General features: G+C 57.5%; 18 protein-coding genes, 1 tRNA gene and 1 pseudogene. 9 read left to right on the top strand and 11 right to left on the bottom strand.

What is annotated here, in order from left to right:
• The 5 genes and pseudogenes from RSSM_RS11670 to RSSM_RS11690 form a co-directional block, all read right to left on the bottom strand.
• A pseudogene (locus RSSM_RS11670) lies at positions 1–237 on the bottom strand (ABC transporter permease subunit/CPBP intramembrane protease); the annotation flags it as partial.
• Complete coding sequence (locus RSSM_RS11675) at positions 234–989, bottom strand: ATP-binding cassette domain-containing protein (RefSeq protein WP_044302358.1); 756 nt, start codon at positions 987–989, stop codon at positions 234–236. The pseudogene RSSM_RS11670 and the gene RSSM_RS11675, both read right to left, overlap by 4 nt.
• 119 nt (positions 990–1,108) lie before the next feature.
• On the bottom strand, positions 1,109–5,176 hold the full coding sequence (locus RSSM_RS11680) for an oxoprolinase family protein (protein WP_008678482.1): 4,068 nt from the start codon (positions 5,174–5,176) through the stop codon (positions 1,109–1,111).
• A gap of 47 nt (positions 5,177–5,223) precedes the next feature.
• On the bottom strand, positions 5,224–6,570 hold the full coding sequence (gene trkA / locus RSSM_RS11685; protein ID WP_008678485.1) for a Trk system potassium transporter TrkA: 1,347 nt from the start codon (positions 6,568–6,570) through the stop codon (positions 5,224–5,226).
• A gap of 4 nt (positions 6,571–6,574) precedes the next feature.
• Positions 6,575–6,766, bottom strand: coding sequence for a hypothetical protein (locus RSSM_RS11690; RefSeq protein ID WP_008678487.1), 192 nt, complete (start codon positions 6,764–6,766; stop codon positions 6,575–6,577).
• Between the two features lie 456 nt (positions 6,767–7,222).
• On the opposite strand from RSSM_RS11690, the gene RSSM_RS11695 reads away from it, so the two are divergent.
• From RSSM_RS11695 to RSSM_RS11715, 5 genes are all read left to right on the top strand, one after another.
• Entirely contained in the window at positions 7,223–7,453 is a 231-nt protein-coding gene (locus RSSM_RS11695; RefSeq protein ID WP_008678491.1) for a hypothetical protein, read from the top strand.
• Between the two features lie 52 nt (positions 7,454–7,505).
• Positions 7,506–8,306, top strand: coding sequence for a TIGR00266 family protein (locus RSSM_RS11700; RefSeq protein ID WP_008678492.1), 801 nt, complete (start codon positions 7,506–7,508; stop codon positions 8,304–8,306).
• A gap of 31 nt (positions 8,307–8,337) precedes the next feature.
• Entirely contained in the window at positions 8,338–9,612 is a 1,275-nt protein-coding gene (locus RSSM_RS11705; RefSeq protein WP_008678494.1) for a M48 family metallopeptidase, read from the top strand.
• Positions 9,613–9,893: 281 nt separating this feature from the next.
• Positions 9,894–10,430: a zinc ribbon domain-containing protein gene (locus RSSM_RS11710; RefSeq protein WP_008678497.1), complete on the top strand. Its 537-nt coding sequence runs from the start codon at positions 9,894–9,896 to the stop codon at positions 10,428–10,430.
• A gap of 148 nt (positions 10,431–10,578) precedes the next feature.
• The gene (locus RSSM_RS11715) at positions 10,579–11,097 is read left to right on the top strand and encodes a GNAT family N-acetyltransferase (protein WP_008678500.1); all 519 of its coding nucleotides are present in this window, start codon (positions 10,579–10,581) and stop codon (positions 11,095–11,097) included.
• A gap of 24 nt (positions 11,098–11,121) precedes the next feature.
• Here RSSM_RS11715 and RSSM_RS11720 read toward each other — a convergent pair.
• A tRNA-Ser gene (locus tag RSSM_RS11720) sits at positions 11,122–11,208 on the bottom strand.
• Positions 11,209–11,464: 256 nt separating this feature from the next.
• Between RSSM_RS11720 and RSSM_RS11725 the strand changes: the two genes are divergently transcribed.
• The 3 genes from RSSM_RS11725 to xerC all read left to right on the top strand — a co-directional run bounded on the left by RSSM_RS11725 (position 11,465) and on the right by xerC (position 14,091).
• Complete coding sequence (locus RSSM_RS11725; protein ID WP_236621097.1) at positions 11,465–12,724, top strand: hypothetical protein; 1,260 nt, start codon at positions 11,465–11,467, stop codon at positions 12,722–12,724.
• A 102-nt stretch (positions 12,725–12,826) separates the two neighbouring features.
• The gene (locus tag RSSM_RS11730) at positions 12,827–13,075 is read left to right on the top strand and encodes a hypothetical protein (RefSeq protein WP_008678506.1); all 249 of its coding nucleotides are present in this window, start codon (positions 12,827–12,829) and stop codon (positions 13,073–13,075) included.
• Positions 13,076–13,188: 113 nt separating this feature from the next.
• Entirely contained in the window at positions 13,189–14,091 is a 903-nt protein-coding gene (gene xerC, locus RSSM_RS11735) for a tyrosine recombinase XerC (RefSeq protein ID WP_044302360.1), read from the top strand.
• Here xerC and RSSM_RS11740 read toward each other — a convergent pair.
• Together RSSM_RS11740 and RSSM_RS11750 are read right to left on the bottom strand one after the other, a co-directional pair.
• Positions 14,036–16,324: a bifunctional SulP family inorganic anion transporter/carbonic anhydrase gene (locus RSSM_RS11740; RefSeq protein WP_008678508.1), complete on the bottom strand. Its 2,289-nt coding sequence runs from the start codon at positions 16,322–16,324 to the stop codon at positions 14,036–14,038. The two genes, xerC and RSSM_RS11740, sit on opposite strands and share 56 nt — an antisense overlap.
• Positions 16,325–17,166: 842 nt before the next feature.
• Positions 17,167–17,832 (bottom strand): DUF374 domain-containing protein, encoded by a 666-nt coding sequence (locus tag RSSM_RS11750; protein ID WP_008678511.1) that lies wholly within the window; start codon positions 17,830–17,832, stop codon positions 17,167–17,169.
• Positions 17,833–18,122: 290 nt separating this feature from the next.
• On the opposite strand from RSSM_RS11750, the gene RSSM_RS11755 reads away from it, so the two are divergent.
• The gene (locus RSSM_RS11755) at positions 18,123–19,535 is read left to right on the top strand and encodes an MFS transporter (RefSeq protein ID WP_144059744.1); all 1,413 of its coding nucleotides are present in this window, start codon (positions 18,123–18,125) and stop codon (positions 19,533–19,535) included.
• 45 nt (positions 19,536–19,580) lie between these two features.
• Here the strand turns inward: RSSM_RS11755 and RSSM_RS11760 are convergent, their stop codons facing one another.
• From RSSM_RS11760 to RSSM_RS11770, 3 genes are all read right to left on the bottom strand, one after another.
• Entirely contained in the window at positions 19,581–20,726 is a 1,146-nt protein-coding gene (locus tag RSSM_RS11760; protein ID WP_236621095.1) for an FAD-dependent oxidoreductase, read from the bottom strand.
• A gap of 5 nt (positions 20,727–20,731) precedes the next feature.
• Positions 20,732–21,265, bottom strand: coding sequence for a rhodanese-like domain-containing protein (locus RSSM_RS11765; RefSeq protein WP_008678517.1), 534 nt, complete (start codon positions 21,263–21,265; stop codon positions 20,732–20,734).
• A gap of 64 nt (positions 21,266–21,329) precedes the next feature.
• A partial coding sequence (locus tag RSSM_RS11770; RefSeq protein ID WP_236621096.1) for a c-type heme family protein occupies positions 21,330–22,023 on the bottom strand: 694 nt, incomplete at its 5' end.

Raw genomic sequence — 22,023 nt, forward strand, 5'->3', positions numbered from 1 at the left:
TGGGTCATCCAACAGCGACTGCAACCAATTGCTTTCCATCGGCGTCGCCACCCCGACGATGAATCCGGTCTCGCCGGGACCGCCTGCTGACAACAGGAAACGGTTCAACGCCATGCTGAGCAGGGGATACACCAGCAATGGCATCATCACCAACGTCAAAATGGTACGGCGATCACGGAGCGTTTCGCGTAGCTCTTTCCGGCTGAGTCGTGCCAACCGAGACCATGACAAGTTCACGTAGCGGTCTCACTCAAAGTTGATGAAGGATTCATTAGGTCGTCGAACATCTCAACCAAATGCTGGCGGCCGGATTCATCACGGAGCGTCTGGAGCGTTCCGTGGTATTTCAAATTGCCGCGGTGCAGCAGCCCAAAGCGGTCGCACAACCTCTCGGCTTCATCGAGCCGGTGCGTGCAAACGACGACCGCTTTGCCGACTTGCCGAAGGTGAGCGATATAACGAAAGATGGTTTGGACGCCGACCACGTCGAGGCCCCGAGTCGGCTCGTCAAGCAACATGACCGGTGGATCATGAATCAGGCCTCGCACGAGCGTTACCCGCTGACGTTGACCGGTGGAAAGCGTGCCGGCCCGCCGATCGAGCAGTCCCTGGATGTCCATCACTTCGGCGAGCATGCCCAACCGCTCGATCGCCTCATCAGGCCCAACCCCATAGAGATCCGCGAAATACAACAGCATCTCACGAACGCTCAACCAGGGATAAACCCCGTCGCTCGCGGAGACAAAACCGAGCTTCGCTTTGGCGGCAAAAGGATCCTCCGACGTACGGATTCCCGCGACCTCGGTGTAGCCCTCGTCCGGGACAACCAAACCGAGCACCATCCGCAACGTCGTCGTCTTTCCCGCACCGTTGGGACCGAGCAGGCCAAAGACTTCGCCCGGCCCGACTTCGAAAGACAAACCGTTGACCGCACAGACGACTTCATTCTCCGCGACAAACCGTTTAGTCAACGCATGAATTTCAAGCATGTTACGGCGGTCGGCGGTTAGGAAAGAGGCGGCTAGAAAAGAAAAGGCTGTTTGAAGAGAACCGGTCGTACGCACCGTCCGGCGTGTTGGGTCTGAGATTTCGCCGACTGCGACGAAATTCAATCACCAAAACCGCCGCCCCCCGGAGTTTCAATCCGCAGTCGATCATCCGCCTCGATCGACAAGGTCGTGCACGCGGGCAAGACAGTCTCTTGGTTCCCCCGAATCCACGTCTGACGCCCGGGCTGCCCCGGCTCTCCTCCCTGCATCCCATACGGCGAAGTGGTTCGCCGCGATGTCATCAGAGACAGAGTCAGAGGCTTCAAGAATTCCAGTTCTCGTAGCATACCATCTCCGCCACGATGGCGTCCGCTACCTCCACTGCCGCGACGCACAGCGAACCGAAGAAGACGAACCGGCAACCGTGTCTCCAACACCTCCGGATCGGTGATCCGAGTGTTGGTCATGTGGGTGTGAACCGCATCAGCCCCACGAGCCGAAGCCGTCGCTCCCGCGCCACCGCCGATGGTTTCGTAATACCCGAACGTGTCATCCCCCAAGAGCAGATTGTTCATCGTTCCTTGTGACGCGGCGGCCGCCCCCAATGCACCGAGCAACACATCGACGACTCGATTGGATGTCTCAACATTCCCCGCCACCACCGCCGGGCAACGTCGCGGATCCTCATGACCGGGTGGATCGAGCAATCCCGAAGGAATCTTTAAATCGATCCTTCGCAGAACACCGTCACACAAAGGCAACTCATTTGGGGTCACACATCGCAGTACATACAGTACCGCTGCCGTCACGATCGACCGTGTCGCGTTAAAACCGTTCGGGTGAACGCCACCCGTTCCGCTGAAGTCAATCTCGAGTCGACGGGCAGTGGGATCCGGCCGCAACGTGACTGCCAGTGGGGTTCCGTCGTCGAGACAATCGGCAAAGTGACGTTCCGTGTCGCCGAGTGAATCAATCCACGACGCAGTCGCCTCGCCCGCAACACGCATCAACCTCTGCAACAACGAGGCGAGACGACGCGGAGGCAACGACTCAGACAGTGTTCTCATCGCCCCTGCTCCCTCACGTCCGGCCGCCTCCGCTGCCGCGATATCGGACATGTTTTCTTCGACGCTTCGAGACGGATAACGCCCCGACGCGAGCAACTCGCGAAGCGAATCATGGTGCGAAACGCCCGCTTGGGTCAGCGGCATGTTTCGGATCAAGATCCCTTCATCGGCCAAACAGGTCGCCTCCGGCGCCATCGACCCGGGAACCATTCCGCCGATCTCCGCATGATGACAACGTGACGCAACGAAATAATCGCATGGCCATGATTCAGGCCGCCACGTCGCATCATCGGACGCAGTGTCTTGGCAAAAAACAGGCGTTACAACGGTCACGTCCGGCAAGTGCGACCCGCCCGAGAAAGGATCGTTGCTGATGAAACAGTCCCCAGGCTGCATCCGCGGGAAAGACGCGATGATGCTTCGCACGGTATGCCCCATCGCACCGAGATGCACCGGAACATGGGGCGCATTGGCGACCAGTGAACCATCGCCCAAGAACACCGCACAACTGTAGTCGCGCCGTTCCTTGACGTTCACACTGACGCTGGTGCGACGGATGACTTCCCCCATCGCCTCCGCAATTCCCTGCACCCGCCGGGCAACGATCTCCATCTCGATCGCGTCATCGGCGTGTTGGCCTTCTCGCGTTTCCGTTTCTGGCTGCAACGACGAGCCAGACGCATTCTCCGGACTGGCAGCGACCGCATGCATATGAATCGTCCCGTCGGCTTGCACCGCGGCGGTCCACCCGGCTTCGACGTTTAGAATCGAATGTGCCGAGGCCACGATTGTGGGTCCGTCAAACGTCTCTCCACCAATGAACTGCTCGCGGTCCAAAACAGGAACAGACACCTCTTCACGGGATCCCTGCGTCTCGGCGGAGTCACCGTTGGGGCGCGATCGATCGCCTGCCATCGCCGCACCGTTTCCGTGTGTCTGGCGAACGGTTGCCTCGCAGCGAATCGCCACCACCTCGATCGCCATGTTCGGTCGGTCATACCCAAACGTCGACGCGTGTTTGGCATCCATGCGTTCCGCCAAACTCTCCGCAGGCTCGAGCGGCAACTCCAACGTCGACTGCGTTCCGATGTATCGAACATCCGCCCGAATCGACACCTCCACATTACCGCCGTGCTGGCTCGATGGTCCCCCGCCCGACGAATCCTTTTTCAACAGCGACTCTTCTTCAGAGAGCGTTTCCAAACACTCTGCCCGCAACTCCGTCGAGACCTCACGAATAGCCGCCAAGACATCCGCGGATGTGGATCGCGGTGACACACCCGCAGCGATCGTTTCCTGCATCGCGCGGGTCACGATTCTCCCGACCGGTGCGTGCCCGATCCCGACGGCCGACAGAATTCCAGACTGCGGATGATCGATCACATGCGATATTCCGAGCGATTCTGCGACACGGCACAGATGCCCGCCCGCCGCACCTCCGAAACCGACGAGAGCCATTTTGCGCACGTCGTTGCCCGCTGCTGTGGTCACAACTCGAACCGCCTCGGCCATTTCGGTGACCGCGATTCGCAGGAATCCCTCCGCCAATTGTTTCGCCGAAGTCGCGATCTCGACCGGCAACTCTCGACGTATCGCCTCCAACCGTTGCCAGGACGCGTCGGGGTCCAACCGAAACGGAAACCGCTCGATCGGCAAACGTCCCAAGACGACATTCAGGTCCGTGATCGTCAGCGGTCCTCCCCGTCCATAACAGGCCGGACCGGGGTCGGCACCGGCACTCTCCGGCCCGACGAACAGCCGACCATCCCGGACACCGCAGATCGAACCGCCGCCCGCCGCCACCGTGTGAATATCCATCATCGGAGAAAGAATCCGGATGCCTCCGATCTGGCTCTCTTGGCGTCTCCCGATCTCTCCGTCGAAACGACTGACGTCGGTGCTCGTCCCTCCCATGTCTAGCCCCACGGCACCGTCGACCTGCACACCATCGCTTTGCAGCTTTCTCGCAATCTCAGCGAGTGCAACAACGCCACCGGCAGGCCCAGACAAAACACTTTCGCGTCCACGAAATGCTTCTGACGCAACCAAATTCCCACCGCTGGTCATCCAACGCAGCAAGCACCTCTCCGGTCCACCGAATTGTTGATTGACCCGTGCAACATAGTCTTCGAGTACCGGTTGCAAATAAGCATCGAGCGTTGTGGTCTCCGCCCGTGGCACAATCCGGGGCAGGGCAACCACCTGAGTCGAACGCACGACACGTTCAAACCCGACATCGCGTGCGATACGTTCGACGATCCGTTCATGCGCATCGTTGAGATACGAGTGCATCAGGCAGATCGCAATCACCTCCGGCCGATCATCTGATTCATAAAGCTCTCGCATTTCACGACGAAGCGACTCTTTATCGATGGGATGAATTACTTCGCCCAGAGCATTCATTCTCCCGTGAACCTCGATCGTTCGATTCGGAAGAGGCTCCGGTTTGACAATGTCTAGCGAAAACAAATCCGGTCGGTCCTGAGTACCGATCGACAGCAAATCCCCCAACCCTTCTGTGATGAAAAGCGCCGTTGACGCACCGCCTCGGGTCAGCAAAGCGTTTGTCCCGCGAGTCGTGCCCAAACGCACCTGCAAGTGGGGCAGGGGATTTCGAACGCCAACCCGTTCACCGAACAATCGGCTTAACAACAAACGGGTCGCCAGGACCGGCGCCTCCAATCCGGCATCGAGCGTCAAACGCAATGATGATGGCTGTCCCTCCGTCGTAACCCCGTGATCCCGATCGAGAGTCAATTGCACATGGACATCGCCGATCACCTCGTCAACGATCACCTCGTCAACGGTCACCTCGTCAACGGGCGACTCGCCGCCGGTCACCTCATCATGTGGATGTTCGATCTCGCATTGAACCACGACGCCTCGATCGACGCGTTCGGAATCGACCAGTTTCGCGCCGATCCAAAAATCGTCTTCGACCAAAGATCGCGGCATTCGAACCAACAGTTCGCGAGATGACGCCACGCTCAGAAGGTCGACCGTGACCAAACCGCTGCTGAGCACTTTCAATGTCTCTTGTCGCGGAGGCGATCCCGATTCGCGACGCGTGACCAGGCAATCCGTAAACGTCCCGCCAATATCAGCCCAAACTTCGAACATTATCTACGCAATCTGTAAGAGACACCTTCGTGGAAGGCGATCCGTCATCAATCGGAATGGAACAGGCTGAGGATTTCGTCGGTATCGTCCAGATCCATCAACGCAACGATAATGTCGCCTACTTTCAAAACATCCTTCGCCATCGGCACCCGCACGAATCCATCGCGTTGGATCGCGGCGATCAGGCATCGCCCGGCTAGCGGAAGGTTTGCCAGCGACGCTCGGGTGATCGGCGATTCAGGAAGCACTTCGAGTTCGTAGACGCCGATCGAACCGTTGGGAAGTTTTGTTTGGCTGATCACGGCACCCTCGTTCAGAAAGCCGAGGATTTGCCGCGCGACGACGTCACGTTCACTCACTGCCAAATCGATCCCCAGTTTGCCGACCACGTTCGCATAGTCGGGTCGACCGACGACACACATCACGCGTGACGCGCCGAGTTCCCTCGCCTCCACGCCCGCCATGATGTTGCTCTCATCGTTTCCGGTACAACCGACGAAGTAATCGACCGTGCCGCCGCCTTCATCTTCGAGAACGCTGCGGCGGTTGGCACTCGCCTGCACGATTGTCGCGTGCGGCAACAATTTCGACAGTTGTTCGCATCGATGAGCATCCGTCTCGAGCAGCACAATGCGAAAGTCTTCCCGACCCAGCAAACTCGCCAAGTGGTACCCCGTTTCGCCGCCCCCAGCGATCATTACCTTGGTTTTCTTCCGCGCCCGTTTCTCGCCACCGAATACCTTGCGGGCGACACTGATCGCGTCGGGCATCCCGACCAGACTGACGCGGTCACCAACGTGCGTTTCGTCCGCACCACTGGCAATCCACATTCGGCCTTCCCGAGCGAGTGACCCCACCCGCACTCCGGGCGGCAGATCGAGTTCCATCAACTTCTTACCCGCTGCAGGCGCCCCCGAGGCCACCTCCATCTCATAAACCTGCAACTGTCCCCGTGCGAAGTGTTCCAGCGGTATCGCGTCCGGATTGCGGATCGCACGCGCTAACTCGGACGCCGACAACTGTTCGAGCGACAACAAACGGTCGATGCCAAAGTGCTGTTGATAGTCAAACGTGGCCAGGTCGCGGAACGCGGGCGCATAAACACGCGCGATCGATCGCCGGGCTCCGAGGGCCTTGGCCATACTCGCGGCGACAATGTTGACCTCGTCGTTACCGGTAACGGCCAGACACAAATCCGCACTGAGAACGTCCGCCGAAAACAGGACCGTGCTCTGCGAGGCGTTGCCTTCAATCGCCCGCACGTCCAATTCACTGTTAATCGAGCGAACGATCTCGGGATCGCTATCGATCAACGTCACACTGTGTCGACGACGGCACAACATGTCCGCGATCCAGCGTCCGACTGTCCCGCCGCCGAGCGTTAGAATTCGCATCGGCCTATACCATCCAATCCATGACCAACAACACCACGAACACGATCCCCATGAATCCAGTGATCCAGCGGGCGGTGTGCAACGCGTGTTTCAAAATTAAGGTCATGTCCTCGTGCCTCGTCGCACCGAACACCAGCGAAATCGCGACGATCAAAGGCAGGTAATACAGCAGGTATGTCGGCGAAATGGAAAGCATTTTCGGTGAGCAACGATTCAAAGAGCGATCTGGAAATTCGTGTCCGGTTCCGCAGCATCCTAGTGGAGCGAACGCCAACACGGCAATGGACCTCGCCGACCTATCGTGAACGCGTGAACACCCACCATTCCTGTTCCTCGCTCTGGCAAAAACCGGCGACAGGACAGATCGTCCTTTTCATTAAACGCTAACAACCTTTCGTAAGAGCCGATCCGAAAACCTCGAAAGGTGGATCAGCAGGCAGGCATACGCCCCGGTTGTATCGCGTTAACCAAGGCGAATACCGATCGCCGGACGAGTATCCGGATCGGTTTTCAACGCCTGTTCTCGCACATCGACGCACCCGATAATGAGCCGCGAGCATTTCGCAGTCCACAATGGCCAAACTTGACGTCGCCTCACCAACCCCCTATGAAATGCCATCCAACCACTCCCCATCCTTCGTGAGTCACTGACATGTTGGCATTCCCCTCCTCCCGTTTGTTGGCCCGCCGCGGCATTGGCGGCATCATTAGTTGGTTCATTCGGATTGTCATTTACGACATCTGCATCACCGGCATTTCGGATATCTTGGGCGTCTCTCGAATGGTCGCTCTGTTTATCTTCCTCGGTATCCTCGGCGTCATCGCCTTTGTCGGCTATATGATGCGAAACAAATACGCAACCGAAGCTGGCGACGATTTTTAATTCGGGTCGATAGGATCGGTTTTTCACGGTCACCTTTCGCGACGCCGCGTTCATGCAGTTTCAGGTTCAGCACTCTCCCGTCTTTTCGACTCTCGAAATCACACTCGAACAAGACGAGTTTGTTGTTGCGCAGCCCAACAGCATGCTGACCATGACCTCTGGCGTCAAAATCGCCGCGCACATCGGGAGAGGTTCGTCACACGAACCCACCGCCCGCGGCGAATCAGAAGATGCAGGCGTCGAAAACAGCACGGCCGCGAAAGAGTCCCAGACGCTAAAAAACGTCCCTGTCCCCCAGAAGCCGCCACGAAAACACTCTCTGTCGAGCGGCTTTAAAAGTTTGCTCGGTGGAGAAAGCTTCTTCACTGCGGAGTTCCGGGCAAAGTCCGATGACGAACAGGTCGTTCTCGCCCCGGAGAGCTACGGCGACATCGTTGTCCTCGAAATCACCGACGAGAGCGGCTTTTATCTCACCCGCGGATCCTATTTGGCAAATACCGGTCCGACCCACATTCGGACCACCTACGGCGGCCTGAAGGGTTTAATGAGCAAGAAGGGCCTCTTTCTCATGCATGCCTCCGGTGCCGGGCATGTGTTCTGTCAAAGCTACGGTTCGGTTGTTCATCGCGAACTCGCCGCCGATGAAACCATCTACGTCGATAACCGATTCATGGTCGCGTTCTCCGACTCGGTCACCTACCAACTGGTCAAAGCGACCGAGAGCATTCGTGATTCACTGATGTCGGGCGAAGGTTTGATCAACCGCTACACCGGGCCCGGTCATGTTTATTACCAAACACGCGGCAAACCGAGTGGCGGATTCTTGAGCGTCCTACTCGAAGCATTCTTCTAGGCTCCACTTTCATCGCAACGACTCAACCGCAATGACAGCCGCGATACCAGACCGAGCCGACCTGCTCGAACAACTCCGTCGTGCCAACCAATACGTGACCTTCACGGTCGCCCTGCGCCTGGTGTTGATCGGAACCCTGGTAGCGGTGATCCGCTGGGATCGAGTCCTGCATGAGCCGGTTTTGTCGGTCACCGCCGGCCTAGTCATGATCGGTCCATTTATCAAAGACCTGTTGATGATTTGGGGCCAGCGAAAGAAACGCCTCGAAGACATTAAAGAGACCACGCGTTTTGGCGATCTGGACAAATACAAACTGCAGAGCCTGTACCGCGACACGCTGAAAAAACTACGCCTCCCCGATGAACACATTCCGGTGTTCGTCACCAACGATAAAACGCTCAACGCGGGAGCCGTCCGGATCGGTCGCTTCTTCGGATCACTCGACGGCATCTATCTCCACCGTCAAGTCCTGCACAAACTCAATGGCGACGAGATCCAGGACATCATGGGACACGAACTCGGTCACTACTACCGGTTCTATCTCAACGCCGACCGCTTTCGCATCCTCACCCTGGCGATCGGTGTTCTGGCCGCGATCTTTGTGATCCAGGCGTCCGATCTCGGTGACACGGTCGGCTTCTTTGCCGTCATGATCAGCTCTTTCTTCTTCTGGCGAATCAGCGGCATGGGGATGCTCAAACATGGCCGCGCCATTGAATACCTGTGCGACGATTTCGGTGCCCAGGTCAACGGAATCGAACCCTCGATCAGCGGCTTGATCAAAATCGGTCTCGACGACGAACAACGACAACATCTCGAACTCGAGATGCTCGGCCGTACCGCCAAACACAAAACGCTCACCCAAAAAGACGTTGCCACCGCGATTGAAAAGGCAACCCCGTTCGGCCATGTCGCCGACGAACACCTGTACGAGTCGGTGAAACAAGAACTGCGAATGAGAGCGGAAGCCAACCGACAAACATCGCTCTCGGGCTTCCTCCGGTACATGTGGGAAGCCGACTCTGTTGACGACGAAGACTACGCAGAGCAATTGCAGAAACAAGCCAAGCTGCTCAATCGACTGCAACGACTCGACTGGGAATCTTTGCTCGATGACCCACAACAGATTCGTTTCACAGAGTCACAAATCGAACAACTCGTGCAAATGATCGAAGCGAATCCCCGGCACGTGTTGTTTCGGACGATCCAAATCGACGATGGCGTTCACCCACCGATCGCCAATCGCATCCGGTACCTGTGGAAGAACCGACGCAGCGACAGTTCCCTGTTCGGCAACTCGTTCTGAGACTCTGCGCCCCGTGGCGTCCGCTCGCGCTTGGACGCCCAACCGGAATTGCCCAACCGGAATTGCCCAACCGGATTTACCCAACTGCGATCGTCCCATTCAGATCGCCCGACAGGTCTCGCGAAGGCCGAAAACAGGCGTTTCCCTAAAAAGCCGCGCCCCATCACGCTCCGCATTTCGCCTAGATTACGAGTAGGGTTGTTGCTGCGTTTTTTTTTGCGTGCAACGATTCGTGATACCACGCCTGCGGTGCATGCGGGCCGCATTCGCTAGACAAGACCATGACAAACGCTCCCATCCCCGAAGAAGAGAAGCTCAACCCGGGTCACACCCAAACACGCGGGTTGCTTCGCGTTTTGGGCCCATTGATTCTGCTCACCGGTGTCGCGTTTACGATCGTGGGTATGGTCAGCTTCTTTGCCTCGTTCGGCAGCTTCGGACCGCCTCGCTATTTCTGGTGCGCTTTTGTCGGCCTGCCTTTGATGTTTGTCGGGGCGGTGATGACACAGGTCGGCTTTGTCGGTGCGATTGCTCGGTACCATGCCGGCGAAATCGCTCCGGTCGGAAAAGACACGTTCAACTACATGGCCGAAGGAACGCAGGGCGGTGTGAAAACGATGGCATCGGCGATCAGCGCGGGCCTCAGCCAAGGGATGCAAGGCAACGCGGTTCGATGTGCGAAATGCGGGAACCCGAACGACGCACAAGCCAAATTCTGCGACGAGTGCGGTTCGGCACTCTCAAAAACGTGCGGCTCTTGCGGCGAAGTCAACGACGGCGATGCCAAGTTCTGCGACAGTTGCGGTACCGCGTTGTAGAAGCGCTCCTCACCGCCGCGTCGTGAGAACACGACCTCGACCAAGCGTCGTTCTTCCCAATCGACATTTCCTAATTCGGGTCGTTAGAATGGACGGCCTGGATTCGACTGCGAAAAACAGCCATTCAACATTGTGACGGAGGCTTCCTATGGACGTTTCGATACGGTGCGAATGTGAGGCCGATCAACAAGCGATACATACGCTGCACCGAGACGCTTTTGAGTGTGAGGACGAGGCCAACCTCGTCGACGCGTTGCGTGAAGGCAATCACGTGAGTGTTTCCCTCGTTGCGGAAACCGAGGGCAAAGTCGTGGGGCATATTCTTTTCAGCCCCGTCAAAATCATCGCCGACGAAACCTCGATTGACGCGGTTTCTTTGTCCCCCATGGCGGTCTGTCCGAAGTACCAAGGACTCGGGATCGGCGGCCGACTCGTGCGAGCCGGTTTGGACGCCTGCCGCGAACGCGGAGAATCGATCGTCGTTGTGCTCGGACACGCGGACTACTACCCACGATTCGGTTTTTCTGCCGAGTTAGCCGAACCGCTGCAATCTCCATTCGGCGGCGGGCCCGCATGGATGGCGTTGGAACTGACCCCTGGAGCGTTAGATGGCGTCCAGGGCCATGTCCGTTACGCCCCGCCGTTTCGCATCTTCGAGGCGACGTGATCGCCAACACGGCGAAGAAAGAAGCGGATGGGGTGGGATTCGAACCCACGGTAGAGTCACCCCTACGCTAGTTTTCAAGACTAGAGCCTTCGTCCACTCGGCCACCCATCCGGCTGAGAGGAAGGATTTTAGCAGGTGCGGTGAGGTTCGCCCACAGGCGATGGAAATGAATCGGTCGAGGAAATTTTCGGATTAGGCAAAGTTTGCCTTCCCCCTTGTCGATAAGTGAACAGGGGGTGGAGGAAATGCGCGGTCATGCTACTGGCTTGAACCCGTGAAACTCGCACCAAACGTTCAGACAACGATCGACACTGCATCCGCTGACCCGGCGACGGGGACCGCGACGATCGCTTGTCGGATATCTCGCATGGTCGTGCTCGGGCTGATCATGCTCGCAACGGGCGGCGGATGCGCGTTGGTTCCCGAAACCCGGACCCGCGACACGTTGCACAACCCATTCCCGCAGCTCAAACGCGTGGCGGTGCTGCCGTTCTTCAACCAGAGCGACCAACCCAACGTCGACGGCGAAGCGGTCGGGCGAGCCTATTACGCGGCTCTCCAAGCGGTTCCCGGATTCGAAGTCCTTCCGGTCGGCGTCACCGCGCTGCAGTACCGTGCGTTCTCCGCCCAATTCGGTGAACCACGATCCGGCGAGGACTTCCAAAAGCTAGCCCAGATGATGGACGTGGAAGCGATCGTCGTCGGATCGGTCACCGACTTCGACGCCTACTACCCGCCGCGAATGGGCTTGACCGTTCACTGGTACGCGGCCAACGAAGGGTTTCACGCGATTCCGCCCGGATACGGACTGCCGTGGGGCACCGAATCGGAAGACAAAATCCCAGCCCGTATTGCCCGAGAAGCTGAATTCGAATTGGCACGCAGCCAACTCAAGACACAGGAACCTCGTCCCGCACCGCTGGCGTCGATGCCAACCGTTACCGGCGCCCAACCAGGATCACCCAACCACATCCCTTCCGCAGCAGACCGTCCCCCTGCAGATCGCAACCCAGCAGAGCATGCCCCTACGGAGTCAGACCCGTGGGGTGAACCCGTTGCCCGATCGCGGATCTCTCGCACACAGTTCACCGAAAACGTTACCGAGCAACAAATCATGCTCTCTTCGCCCGGCCAACCGGCCCAATCGCCAGCCGGGCTACCAAACGGGCACGCCGGTCCTCACGCGGAGTTCGAATACGCCGAAACCGGTTCGCTCGACGGCATCGTCTCCGGCCCCGTTTACGCAGACGACTGCCTCGTCGAAGACGGTGGATGGGTCAACGGCCAGATCGACGCGTCCTCGACACTGCCTGCCAATTGGCCTGAACCGACGGACCTGATCCCCGATCCGCCGCAGCCGGTGGCACCGATGATGGTCCGTCAACATGAGCCCGTTTTGTCACACACGAGACTTTATCGCGGTGACGACCCTTACTTTACGGCAAGACTCGCGGATTACGTCGAGACGGGCGACGACGCTCGCGGAATGTCTTGGCAGGGTTATATCAAGCGTAGCGAAGATTTCATTCGTTTCTGTTGTCACCTGCACATCGTGGAAATGTTGGAGTCTCGAGGCGGTCAGGACCCAAGCGACCTCATTCTTCGTTGGCCTGTGAGCCGATACTGAGCACACGTCGGAAGTGTTGCGTGGCCCGATCTCCCGAACCGAGCCCCCTCGACGCGACATTCCTCCCCCGCCGTGTGACCCAACTCAGGACGAGATCAAAAGATGGATAAGGAAGTCAACGTATTGGCCTTGGTCAAAGGTGAAGAGAAGTTCATCTTTTTGTTTGACGACGACAACCGTGATGAAACGCTCCGACAGCTCGCTCGCTTTGCCGCTAACCCCGATCTAGATTTTTCCTGGTACGACGCGGCCATGTTGTCGCGCAAAATTCGCGAAACTGTCATCACCGAATACGACGAACTCGCTGCGAGTGAGGAGTTCGATAGCATCTCAATCGATGACTTCGCATGAGAGTCAACCGCGTGAGAGTCACGCCGCACTAACGTCTCGATCGGATTGATTCCCCATCAAGCAGCAACCACGCAACGAGTGAACGCGAGGAACCGATTATGGCGCGAGCCTCACTGTCATCAGCGATCACCCGGTTCCTGCGCTACATGGCGACCGAACGCAACGCTTCCGATCTGACGATTAAAGCCTATCGGGAGGATCTGTTCGGGTTCGCGCAGTGGATTGAAAGTGGACCAATGGCCGGTGCGACGCTCGATACACTCGATCCGTCGCACCTGCGTCAATTTCAATCGGCGCTTCAGCAAGCCGACTACGCCAAGAGCACGATTTCGCGAAAGCTCGCTTCGCTGCGTAGTTTCTTCAAGTTCGCGATGCGGGAAGGTACGGCCAAAACCAACCCGGCCAAACCTCTGCGGAACCCGCGTCGCAATCGGAAGCTCCCGTTGGTTCTTTCGAACGAAGAAATCGGCCGACTTCTCACCGCACCGCCGGCTCACGACCCCGCCGGCCTACGCGACCGAGCCATCTTGGAAACAATGTACTCGGCCGGTCTCCGGGTCAGTGAATTGGTTGCCCTTCGCGACGGCGACCTGGATTTTCAACAGGGAATCGCCAGGGTCCGCGGGAAAGGCCGCAAAGAGCGAATCAGTCCGCTCGGATCCTATGCCATCAAAGCAATCAAAGCCTACGCGGCCCGGCGCAACCGATCGGCCGAGAGCGAAAAACTCGGCCAGGCCGCACCGGTTTTCGTCAACCGGTTTGGGAACATCCTGACCACTCGCAGCGTCGGCCGCATGCTCGACAAGTACATCGCCGAAGCCGAACTCGACTCCCGGACGAGCCCCCACACGCTCCGCCATTCGTTCGCGACTCATCTACTCGATCGAGGCGCGGATATCCGTAGCGTGCAGGAACTGCTCGGGCACAAGTCACTCACAACAACGCAGATCTACACGCACGTTAGTGCGGCGAATCTGCGAACGATTTATGAGCAGGCTCATCCGAGGGCCCAGTAGGGGACACACCAAAGAACTCGGTCTTTCCGGTCTTCACGTCGTACAACGCACCGATCACTTTGACGCGACCTTCGTCGACGGCGTTGCGGATCACCTGACTACGGCGAATAATCTCGCCGACCGTGTGAAGCACGTTGGCCCTGGCAACGTTGTCGACATATGTGTCGAGTTCGTCTTTGCCCAAAGAATCGAGTGAATGCGGCACGTCTTTGATACTCGGGGCGATTTCGTCAACGATGGCTTGCAAGTGCTCGCAGCCTGTCACGCTCATCGCATCCTGTTTGCCGGCGACGAGTTTGACCGAAGAAGTCACCGCACCGCAGCGAGTATGTCCGAGCACTACAACCAACTTCACGCCCGCCACTCCGACGGCGAACTCGAGACTGCCGAGTGATTTTGTGCCGACCACGTTTCCGGCAACTCGAACGCTGAAGATATCCCCCACACCGAGGTCAAAGACCAATTCAGTCGGGACGCGAGAGTCAATGCAACTCAGAATCGCCGCCAACGGGTTTTGCCCCATGGCGGTCGCGTTGACTTGACGCCCCAAATCCCGGTTCAACCGAGTCCCGTTGACGAAACGACGGTTGCCCTCCCGTAGGATGTCGATCACCTGATCGGCGGTCGCTTTGTCTTGCAACTCACGCGTCGTGTAGTCAGCAAACTGAACGTCATCGCTGAGTTGATACTTCGATCGGAAACCAACCAAATTCACCTTCACGTCACGTGCCGGAGCGGTGTTGTTTTTGTAGTCACGGACCAAACTCAAAACATCCGGATCGATGTAGTCCGAACCACTCGCGTCGATCATCAGCCGGGTTCCCGGCTTGGCTTCGTCGAGAATTCGTTCGATCGCGGCACGGTTCAGAAAGCTAACCTGGTTCGCCAATTCGATATGGGTGATGTCCCCTTCGAGGTGCGTTTCCACCACGCGTCGAACGGGCCGACGCAGGTTGCTGTTGAGAATAAACAGGACCGCAACCCCCAAGCCGATCAGAATCCCGATCAACAAATCAGTGAACACAATCGCGAGAACCGTGACGATGAAAGGCACGAACTGATAGCGTCCTTCCTTCCACATCTGTTTGAACAGTGCGGGGCTGGCCAGTTTGAAACCGGTGACCAACAGGATCGCGGCCAACGCAGACAACGGGATCATGTTCATGTACTTGGGCAAGATCGCCACGCTGAGCAACAACAGGATCCCGTGGAAGATCGCCGCAAATTTTGTTTTCCCGCCCGAGTTCACGTTCACGCTACTGCGGACAATCACGGACGTCACCGGCAATCCACCGATCATGCCGCAGACCACGTTGCCGCACCCTTGTGCGATCAACTCACGGCTCGGTGGTGAGGTTCGTTTTTCCGTATCGAGTTTGTCGACCGCCTCCAGGTTGAGCAGCGTTTCGAGTGACGCCACCACCGCGATCGTGATCGCTCCGATGTACACCTTCGGGTTGAAGATTTGCGAGAAGTCAGGAAGCGTCAAAAAGCCAATGAACTCAGAAACACTTCCGGCGATGGGAATCTGAACCAGATGGCTTTCGCCGATGAACCACTTTCCGCCAAACCGGCTGAACAGAACACTCATCGCCACGCCCAACAGCACCACCAACAACGGTGCAGGCACGAGCGACTTCTTCAGCCTCGGAACACGATCCCAAATAGCGAGAAACAGGATCGACGTCACACCAATGATCATCGCTCCGATGTGAATGTCACCGGCGATCATCAAGAGAATTTCGGTGAACGTGTTCTCGCTGTCCGGCTGGATAAATGACATCTCGCCTTCAGGGTCGGCGTCGTGGCCGAACACGTGAGGGATTTGCTTAAGAATCAGGATCACCCCGATCGCAGCGAGCAACCCACGGATCACACTCGAAGGAAAGAACGCCGACAACGCACCTCCCTTGGCGATCCCAAATCCGATCTGAATCAAACCGCCAATGAGCACCGCGAGCAGGAAGGCTTCGAACGATCCCAATCCGGCAATTTGTGCCGCAACGATTGCCGTCAAACCCGCCGCCGGACCGCTCACGCTCGTGTGCGAACCGCTGATCACCGCGACGACGAGACCGCCAACAATCCCCGAGAGCAGTCCAGAAAAGAGGTTGGCACCTGAGGCCAATGCGATGCCGAGACACAGCGGCAAGGCGACTAGGAAAACGACCAAACCCGAGATCAAGTCTCGGACTAAAGTCGATCCGGAAGAAGAAGTGGAATCAGAAGACATCGATGCAGAACCTTGGTGGGAATGGGGGCGTTCGCGACATTCGCCAACGCCCAATAAGAACGGGAAACAGAAAACCAACCCGAACCAACGCGCACAACGAGTCGGCCAGGGTAGGGTGTTTGTCAAAAAGAAAGGTCACTCTGGCACCGCGTACGACAGGTTACCGCAATGCAGCAGACAGCACCGTCAATACAAAAGAGAGAAAACCAGACTGACCCAAATGGTCAGAGAAGCGCGCAGCCCTAACAGCGTATCGGCGCGAGATTATCGCAGGAGAGGCGATGACCAATGATTGCCCGTGACGTCTTGGCAGATCGGACCGGTGACCAATGCGGCGCGAACTCGCGCCGGGGACAAGGAGTGGATTCCAAAGAACGCTTTGCCCGCTCGCGGCGTTCCGCTGCACACGGAACACGCTCTTCCAACTCTTCGGCCTGATTCTGTGCCTCGCGGTCGAGTGAAAGACGACTGACCGTCGTAGTAATTCCAAAACTCGGCAACGCAAACAGCAACAACATGATGCATGGCATCATCCGGTGCAGTTTAGCGAGTTTGGATTTCTTCATTATCAAAGCGACGTCGTCGGAAAAGACGGAAGTACGAATGACCGCCCAAGGCGACGCGTTCATTTTGACCTACTTGGCATATGGAGGCAAGAGAGAACACCCCTGGCGTCTTGCTCCGCACAGAGATCGCGGTCACCACGGCGGTCATTTCCCGAGGCGAAGCAACCATTTGAGGCGGATTGGGGCGACTGTGTTAAACGTCATCACAGCCGTATCACAGAAAATTCACAAATCCGATGTTCAAATGATCAAACGAAAAATGCGTGCCACCTTGGCTCAGGCGACTTTCTGATACCGATCCGTCCCCGCACGCGCGGCAATGTCGCCGGTACGGTTCGCCCATGAACCAGCGACGCTGCTTTCTTTGGCGAACGAAACATTCTCGTTCATCCCGGGCAACCTTGGCTCGCTGTATTGGTACTCCTCCGGGTCAACCACCGACTCGAGTCCGGCCAACGTTGCCTGGATTCGACGTCGATACTCTTCGAGCGACTCGTCACTTCCGCACTTCAGTGGCTCGGAGAAGTGCAGATGAATCGTTGAAAACGGTCGCGGGATTTGCATTCGGTCCCACGCCTTGCTGACAATCCACCGTCGCGTCGGCACCACGACCGTCGCCAACACCACAGCATCCGATTGACGCGACAAATCACCGATTCCCTTGTGCACGCGCCCCCGCGGCCCCCGCGGCCCATCCACTGTCAAACAGGCCGGATAACCGCTGATCACATGACCGATCAAGTTGCGAAGCGCGGTGCGGCCACCTCGGTTGGCGACGCCTTGCCCGCTCGATCCACGAACCGGCGCGCACCCGCTCAGTGTCAACGAGGGAACGATCATTTCACCGTCCGCCGAACGCGATACCATCGCACCGAGTCCCTTCTCCGCCACCATCAGCGCGGCAAATTGGTGGGCGTGCAGAATAGCAAAAACATACCGCACCCCAGCCTCCTTTAACGCAGGCCGAATATCGTTGGTGACCCTCACACGGCAAGTCGAACGAATGAGGATTAAGGTGATGGCAACAAACCAGGCAAAGAACGTTCTCATCCTTTCCGACGCTCTACACTGTCCTTCGGATTTATTCGATATTGTTCGATGATCCCGGAGAAAGAACGCCGAATCTGAATGTGTTCTTTGCACCTAGGTTCACAGTCTGGGAGCTATCTAGGAAAAAACGCTGCTCACGTAAACCGCAATTCTTGCACTACTTTTATGCTCCGGACGTCAATTTGATTTTACTGCCGCGCCGAGCGATCGGCGTCCTCTTTTGCTTCGCCCTCCTGACATCGGCCGCCTACGTACTGAGCAGTTCTATCGGAATGAGCCTGTACCTCGCGCGCGTCGGTTCGGCGGCGTTGCCGTTGGTTCTCGTCGCGTCGGCTGTGGTGGTCGTGGTGGTGTCGATGCTCACCTATGTGATCATCAATCTGGCGTCCCCGCGAAACTGCATCATCGCGATCTGGTCGTTGCTCGCCGCCTCAACGTCGGCACTCTCGTGGGAACTTCGCGTATCTGATCACTCGATCTACGTCCTCGGGCTGATCTATGTCTTGGCAGAGGTCCGCGGATGCCTCAACACGGTCTTTCTGACCACACTCATGACCGACTGGTTTCGAAATTCGGAATCGAAACGTCCCTACACCCTCGTCGCATCAGGCGCTCCGGTCGCCGGTATTCTGGCTGGCCTCTTCCTGACCTGGGGAGCACCGGTTCTCGGCAACGTCCAAATGCTGCAAGGCATCGCGGCACTCGACCTCGTCGTCGCCGTGCTCGCATGGTCTCTCCCGAGAAGACCACTACGCACCGAATCCGAGAGCCGGCTCGACGAAGTTTCGGACACCGATTCGGCGCACGCCAACACATTCGACAAACCAGAATCTCCTTTCCCTCCACGGCGACCAGACGATCTGCCAGCCGCTCGGCCGATAACAGCGGAGACGGAAACAGTCGACCCCGAATCGGCAGACCGGCAACGGCTCGAGTCGACACAGGAGGTCGGAGATTCCGCTGAGCCAGACACGCCTCTAACGGCCTTGCGGTTCCGCTCACACATTCTCGTCCTGATCGTGATCAAGACTGCCGTCCTGACGTTGATCGGATATCAGTGGAAGGTTTCGGTCTCGGACTATTGGCACGAAGACGAGTCATCCCTCATCTCGTACTTCGCTGCGTATTACGCGATCATCGATACGCTGATCCTGACTTCGCAACTTTTTGTCGCGGGGAAATTTCTCGATCGGTTCGGGATCGGGATCGCCCTGCGCACCTATCCAATTCTGCTCGCGATCGTCGCAGCGTCCGCATTCTTCATCGACGGCAGCTTGGCTCTGGTCGTGGTGTTTACCATCGCACGCGGCCTCGATGTTTTCCGTCGATCGTTCCACGATCCCGCTCTCGCGTCAGCGTTCGCGATGCTCAGCAAGCGGTTCCGGCGTCAATCGATCGTCATCATTAAAGGAATTGCCAAACCCGCGGCCGAAGTGATCTCGGCGTTGGCACTCTTTCTGTACGCCACGTCAGTCACGTCGAACGACATCACGATGCTGTGGTTCGGCCTCCTCATCCCGTGGTTTGCGTCCGCGAACGAAGCGGCCAAGATTCACCGAACTAGCAACGGGCATGCACAAGACAACGGCGTTTGACGAGAACCTGCAAAGCAGAAGTCACCAACCTGCGCCGTTGCACTCTCACGGTTCGACGTCGACCGCCGGGTCGCTGGATTGATAATGAGCGATAAAGCGTTTGTCGATCCACGTCTTGAGATGCCAAGCCCACCGCGAATGAAGAGAAAGCGGCCCATATTCCAGCAGTGCTTTCCCGTCGCCGGTATTGAGCAACTTGAGGAAGTCCTGCTGGGGCTCGAAACGCTGCATCGCATCACCGGACATAAACGCCTTCAGGTTGTTCCAAAGAATCGGTGCTTGCCGGACGGCGTAGACGCCCGCCTTTGGAGAAGGCGATTTGACCACCGTTCCCGAATCCCCCACCGCAAACACCCGCGGATCGGTCAATGACTGCAGCGTCTCCGAAGTCGCAATGAACCCTCGCTCGTCGGTCTCCAATCCCAATCGGCCGAGCACCGTGGGAGCCGCCGCACCTGTCGCCCAAATCACGCAATCGGCCGGGTATGACTCGCCGGTTTGGGTTGTCACGGTTTCGTCGCCTACCTCTGTCACACGACAACCCGAGCAAACTCGAATCCCTCGTTTTCGTAAAAGACGTTCGATCCGTCGCACACTGCGATCGTTCATTCCCTCGGCAACACGCTCGCTGCTAGTGAAAATCTCGATCTCGGTACGCCGTGCCGAACCACGGTTTTGCAAATGCTGTTGCAAACAAAACGCAATCTCGACGCTCGCGACACCGCCTCCCACGACCAGGATTTTGATCGTTCGATTAGCAGCCTCCCCGGCCCGATCGAAATGATTTTCGAGCCGATGTAAAAACGTCTGCATCGGCTTGATGGGCACCATCAACGGCGAGTCTCGAAAATCGTCCCACCCGGTCGGCATCGATCCGACACCAATCGACAAGACGTCAAAGTCGACCGGCTCACGGTCCGCAAAACAAACTCGCCCGCGTTCGAGATCCAACCCGTTCGTATCGGCCAAGATCAGTTCAGCCTTGGCACGATCAGCCAGAGGCCGCAGATCAATACGCATCTGGGCATCATCGAATTGCCCACCCAATGTCCCCGGCAACATCCCCGAGTAGGTCGCGGTCGGAAACCGACTAATGCAGGTCAACTCGCATCCAGGGATCGGGTCGTTTGCCCACTTCTTGACGACGTGCGCGTTGGTGTGACCGATCCCCAACAAGACCACACGTTTCACCGACACTACCGGGTCACCTGTTGGTATGCCTTCGGAACTTGATAGCGGTCACTGTACGTGTGCACGCGATTGGTTGGTTTTCCGTCGAGTGTTTCGAGGGGCAATCCGGCGTCAATCCATTTCAAGATACTGCCTTTGTAGTTCTTCACCTTCACCCCATCGGCCACCAGTTTCTTCGCGTACGCCCCGCTGCGTCCCCCCACGGTGCAATAAGGGATCACCAACCGATCACGGTACTTTTCCCGATTCTTCTCGTATTGTTGCTTGGTGATCGCCCCCGGAATCACCGAAACATTCACCTCCGCTTCACTGCGAACGTCAACAACAACAAAATCCGCCGCCGGCGTGGGTGTCCTCTTTTGCGTGGCCGCATCGACGACTTTGCGTCGCTGAGCCAGCAGAGCGCTGAGATCCTCAGTGCTGATCGTTTCGATCTTCGGCCCACCGAAGAAGTTCCCGAACTGGGCGGAAGCGGGCGAGCAAAACACCGCCGCTAGGACGCAGCAGACAAAACCGGGCACAGCAAATTGGAGCTTCATTTGAAAACAGTTGAAGAGTATTGAGAAAAAGTGGGCACAGAGAAAACGACAACCGGAAGTGTTGCTACAGCAACTCTACCCAAAACCATCCACGCAGTTCACCCTCGGCAAATCCTGTCGCTCGGTCGTTGGGATACAACCTCGCGAGTTGATCCTTAATGACCGGAGCAATTTGGTCCGTAGGGCCATGGCACATCAGACATTGCGTCTGCAGCTTGATCGGCAACCAGGCCGCGTCGTGACCGTCGGACAACGTGACAAAGGTGGGAACATTCACATTCGAATCGGTCAATCCTTTCGCCCACGGTGGCGGCGTATTGTTCGGATTGCGGAGACGAACGCCAACGCGTCCGATTCGGACTCCGTGTTCTTCCCCGACGGAGGACGCGATCTGCGGTGCCTCTTGGTTGCAAACTCGGATCGCCGATGCAGGACCTTGCGCCATCGCCTCCATCAACCTTCCGGACAAACGCATTTGCAGAGCATCCTTCGCGGCAAGCATTTGCTGCTGATGTTCGTCTGACGGAGTTTGCTCCGCGACAATCGAAACTTCGGGTTCACCACTCTCAACGACCGGCGAAGTTTCCGGTCGACGACAGCCGACGCCACCAAAACACATCGCAAACGCGAAACAAACAATCAGAGCATGACGCATCTCAAATACCTTTGCGTAGGAACGATCGAACAAGCAACCGTTGCGGTCAACCGCAGCAGCAACACAACTGAAACGCATGCCTGTCTCACGGAAAAACGCGGCC

The sequence above is a fragment of the Aporhodopirellula sallentina SM41 genome, from assembly GCF_000346505.1.
GTDB classification, from domain to species: Bacteria; Planctomycetota; Planctomycetia; order Pirellulales; family Pirellulaceae; genus Rhodopirellula; species Rhodopirellula sallentina.

Coding starts and splice junctions, on each gene's coding strand:
- trkA (WP_008678485.1), bottom strand. CDS start 6,570: ATGCGAATTCTAACGCTCGGCGGCGGGACAGTCGGACGCTGGATCGCG.
- RSSM_RS11695 (WP_008678491.1), top strand. CDS start 7,223: ATGTTGGCATTCCCCTCCTCCCGTTTGTTGGCCCGCCGCGGCATTGGC.
- RSSM_RS11715 (WP_008678500.1), top strand. CDS start 10,579: ATGGACGTTTCGATACGGTGCGAATGTGAGGCCGATCAACAAGCGATA.
- RSSM_RS11700 (WP_008678492.1), top strand. CDS start 7,506: ATGCAGTTTCAGGTTCAGCACTCTCCCGTCTTTTCGACTCTCGAAATC.
- RSSM_RS11675 (WP_044302358.1), bottom strand. CDS start 989: ATGCTTGAAATTCATGCGTTGACTAAACGGTTTGTCGCGGAGAATGAA.
- RSSM_RS11725 (WP_236621097.1), top strand. CDS start 11,465: ATGGTCGTGCTCGGGCTGATCATGCTCGCAACGGGCGGCGGATGCGCG.
- RSSM_RS11680 (WP_008678482.1), bottom strand. CDS start 5,176: ATGTTCGAAGTTTGGGCTGATATTGGCGGGACGTTTACGGATTGCCTG.
- RSSM_RS11740 (WP_008678508.1), bottom strand. CDS start 16,324: ATGTCTTCTGATTCCACTTCTTCTTCCGGATCGACTTTAGTCCGAGAC.
- RSSM_RS11710 (WP_008678497.1), top strand. CDS start 9,894: ATGACAAACGCTCCCATCCCCGAAGAAGAGAAGCTCAACCCGGGTCAC.
- RSSM_RS11690 (WP_008678487.1), bottom strand. CDS start 6,766: ATGCTTTCCATTTCGCCGACATACCTGCTGTATTACCTGCCTTTGATC.
- RSSM_RS11765 (WP_008678517.1), bottom strand. CDS start 21,265: ATGAAGCTCCAATTTGCTGTGCCCGGTTTTGTCTGCTGCGTCCTAGCG.
- RSSM_RS11730 (WP_008678506.1), top strand. CDS start 12,827: ATGGATAAGGAAGTCAACGTATTGGCCTTGGTCAAAGGTGAAGAGAAG.
- RSSM_RS11705 (WP_008678494.1), top strand. CDS start 8,338: ATGACAGCCGCGATACCAGACCGAGCCGACCTGCTCGAACAACTCCGT.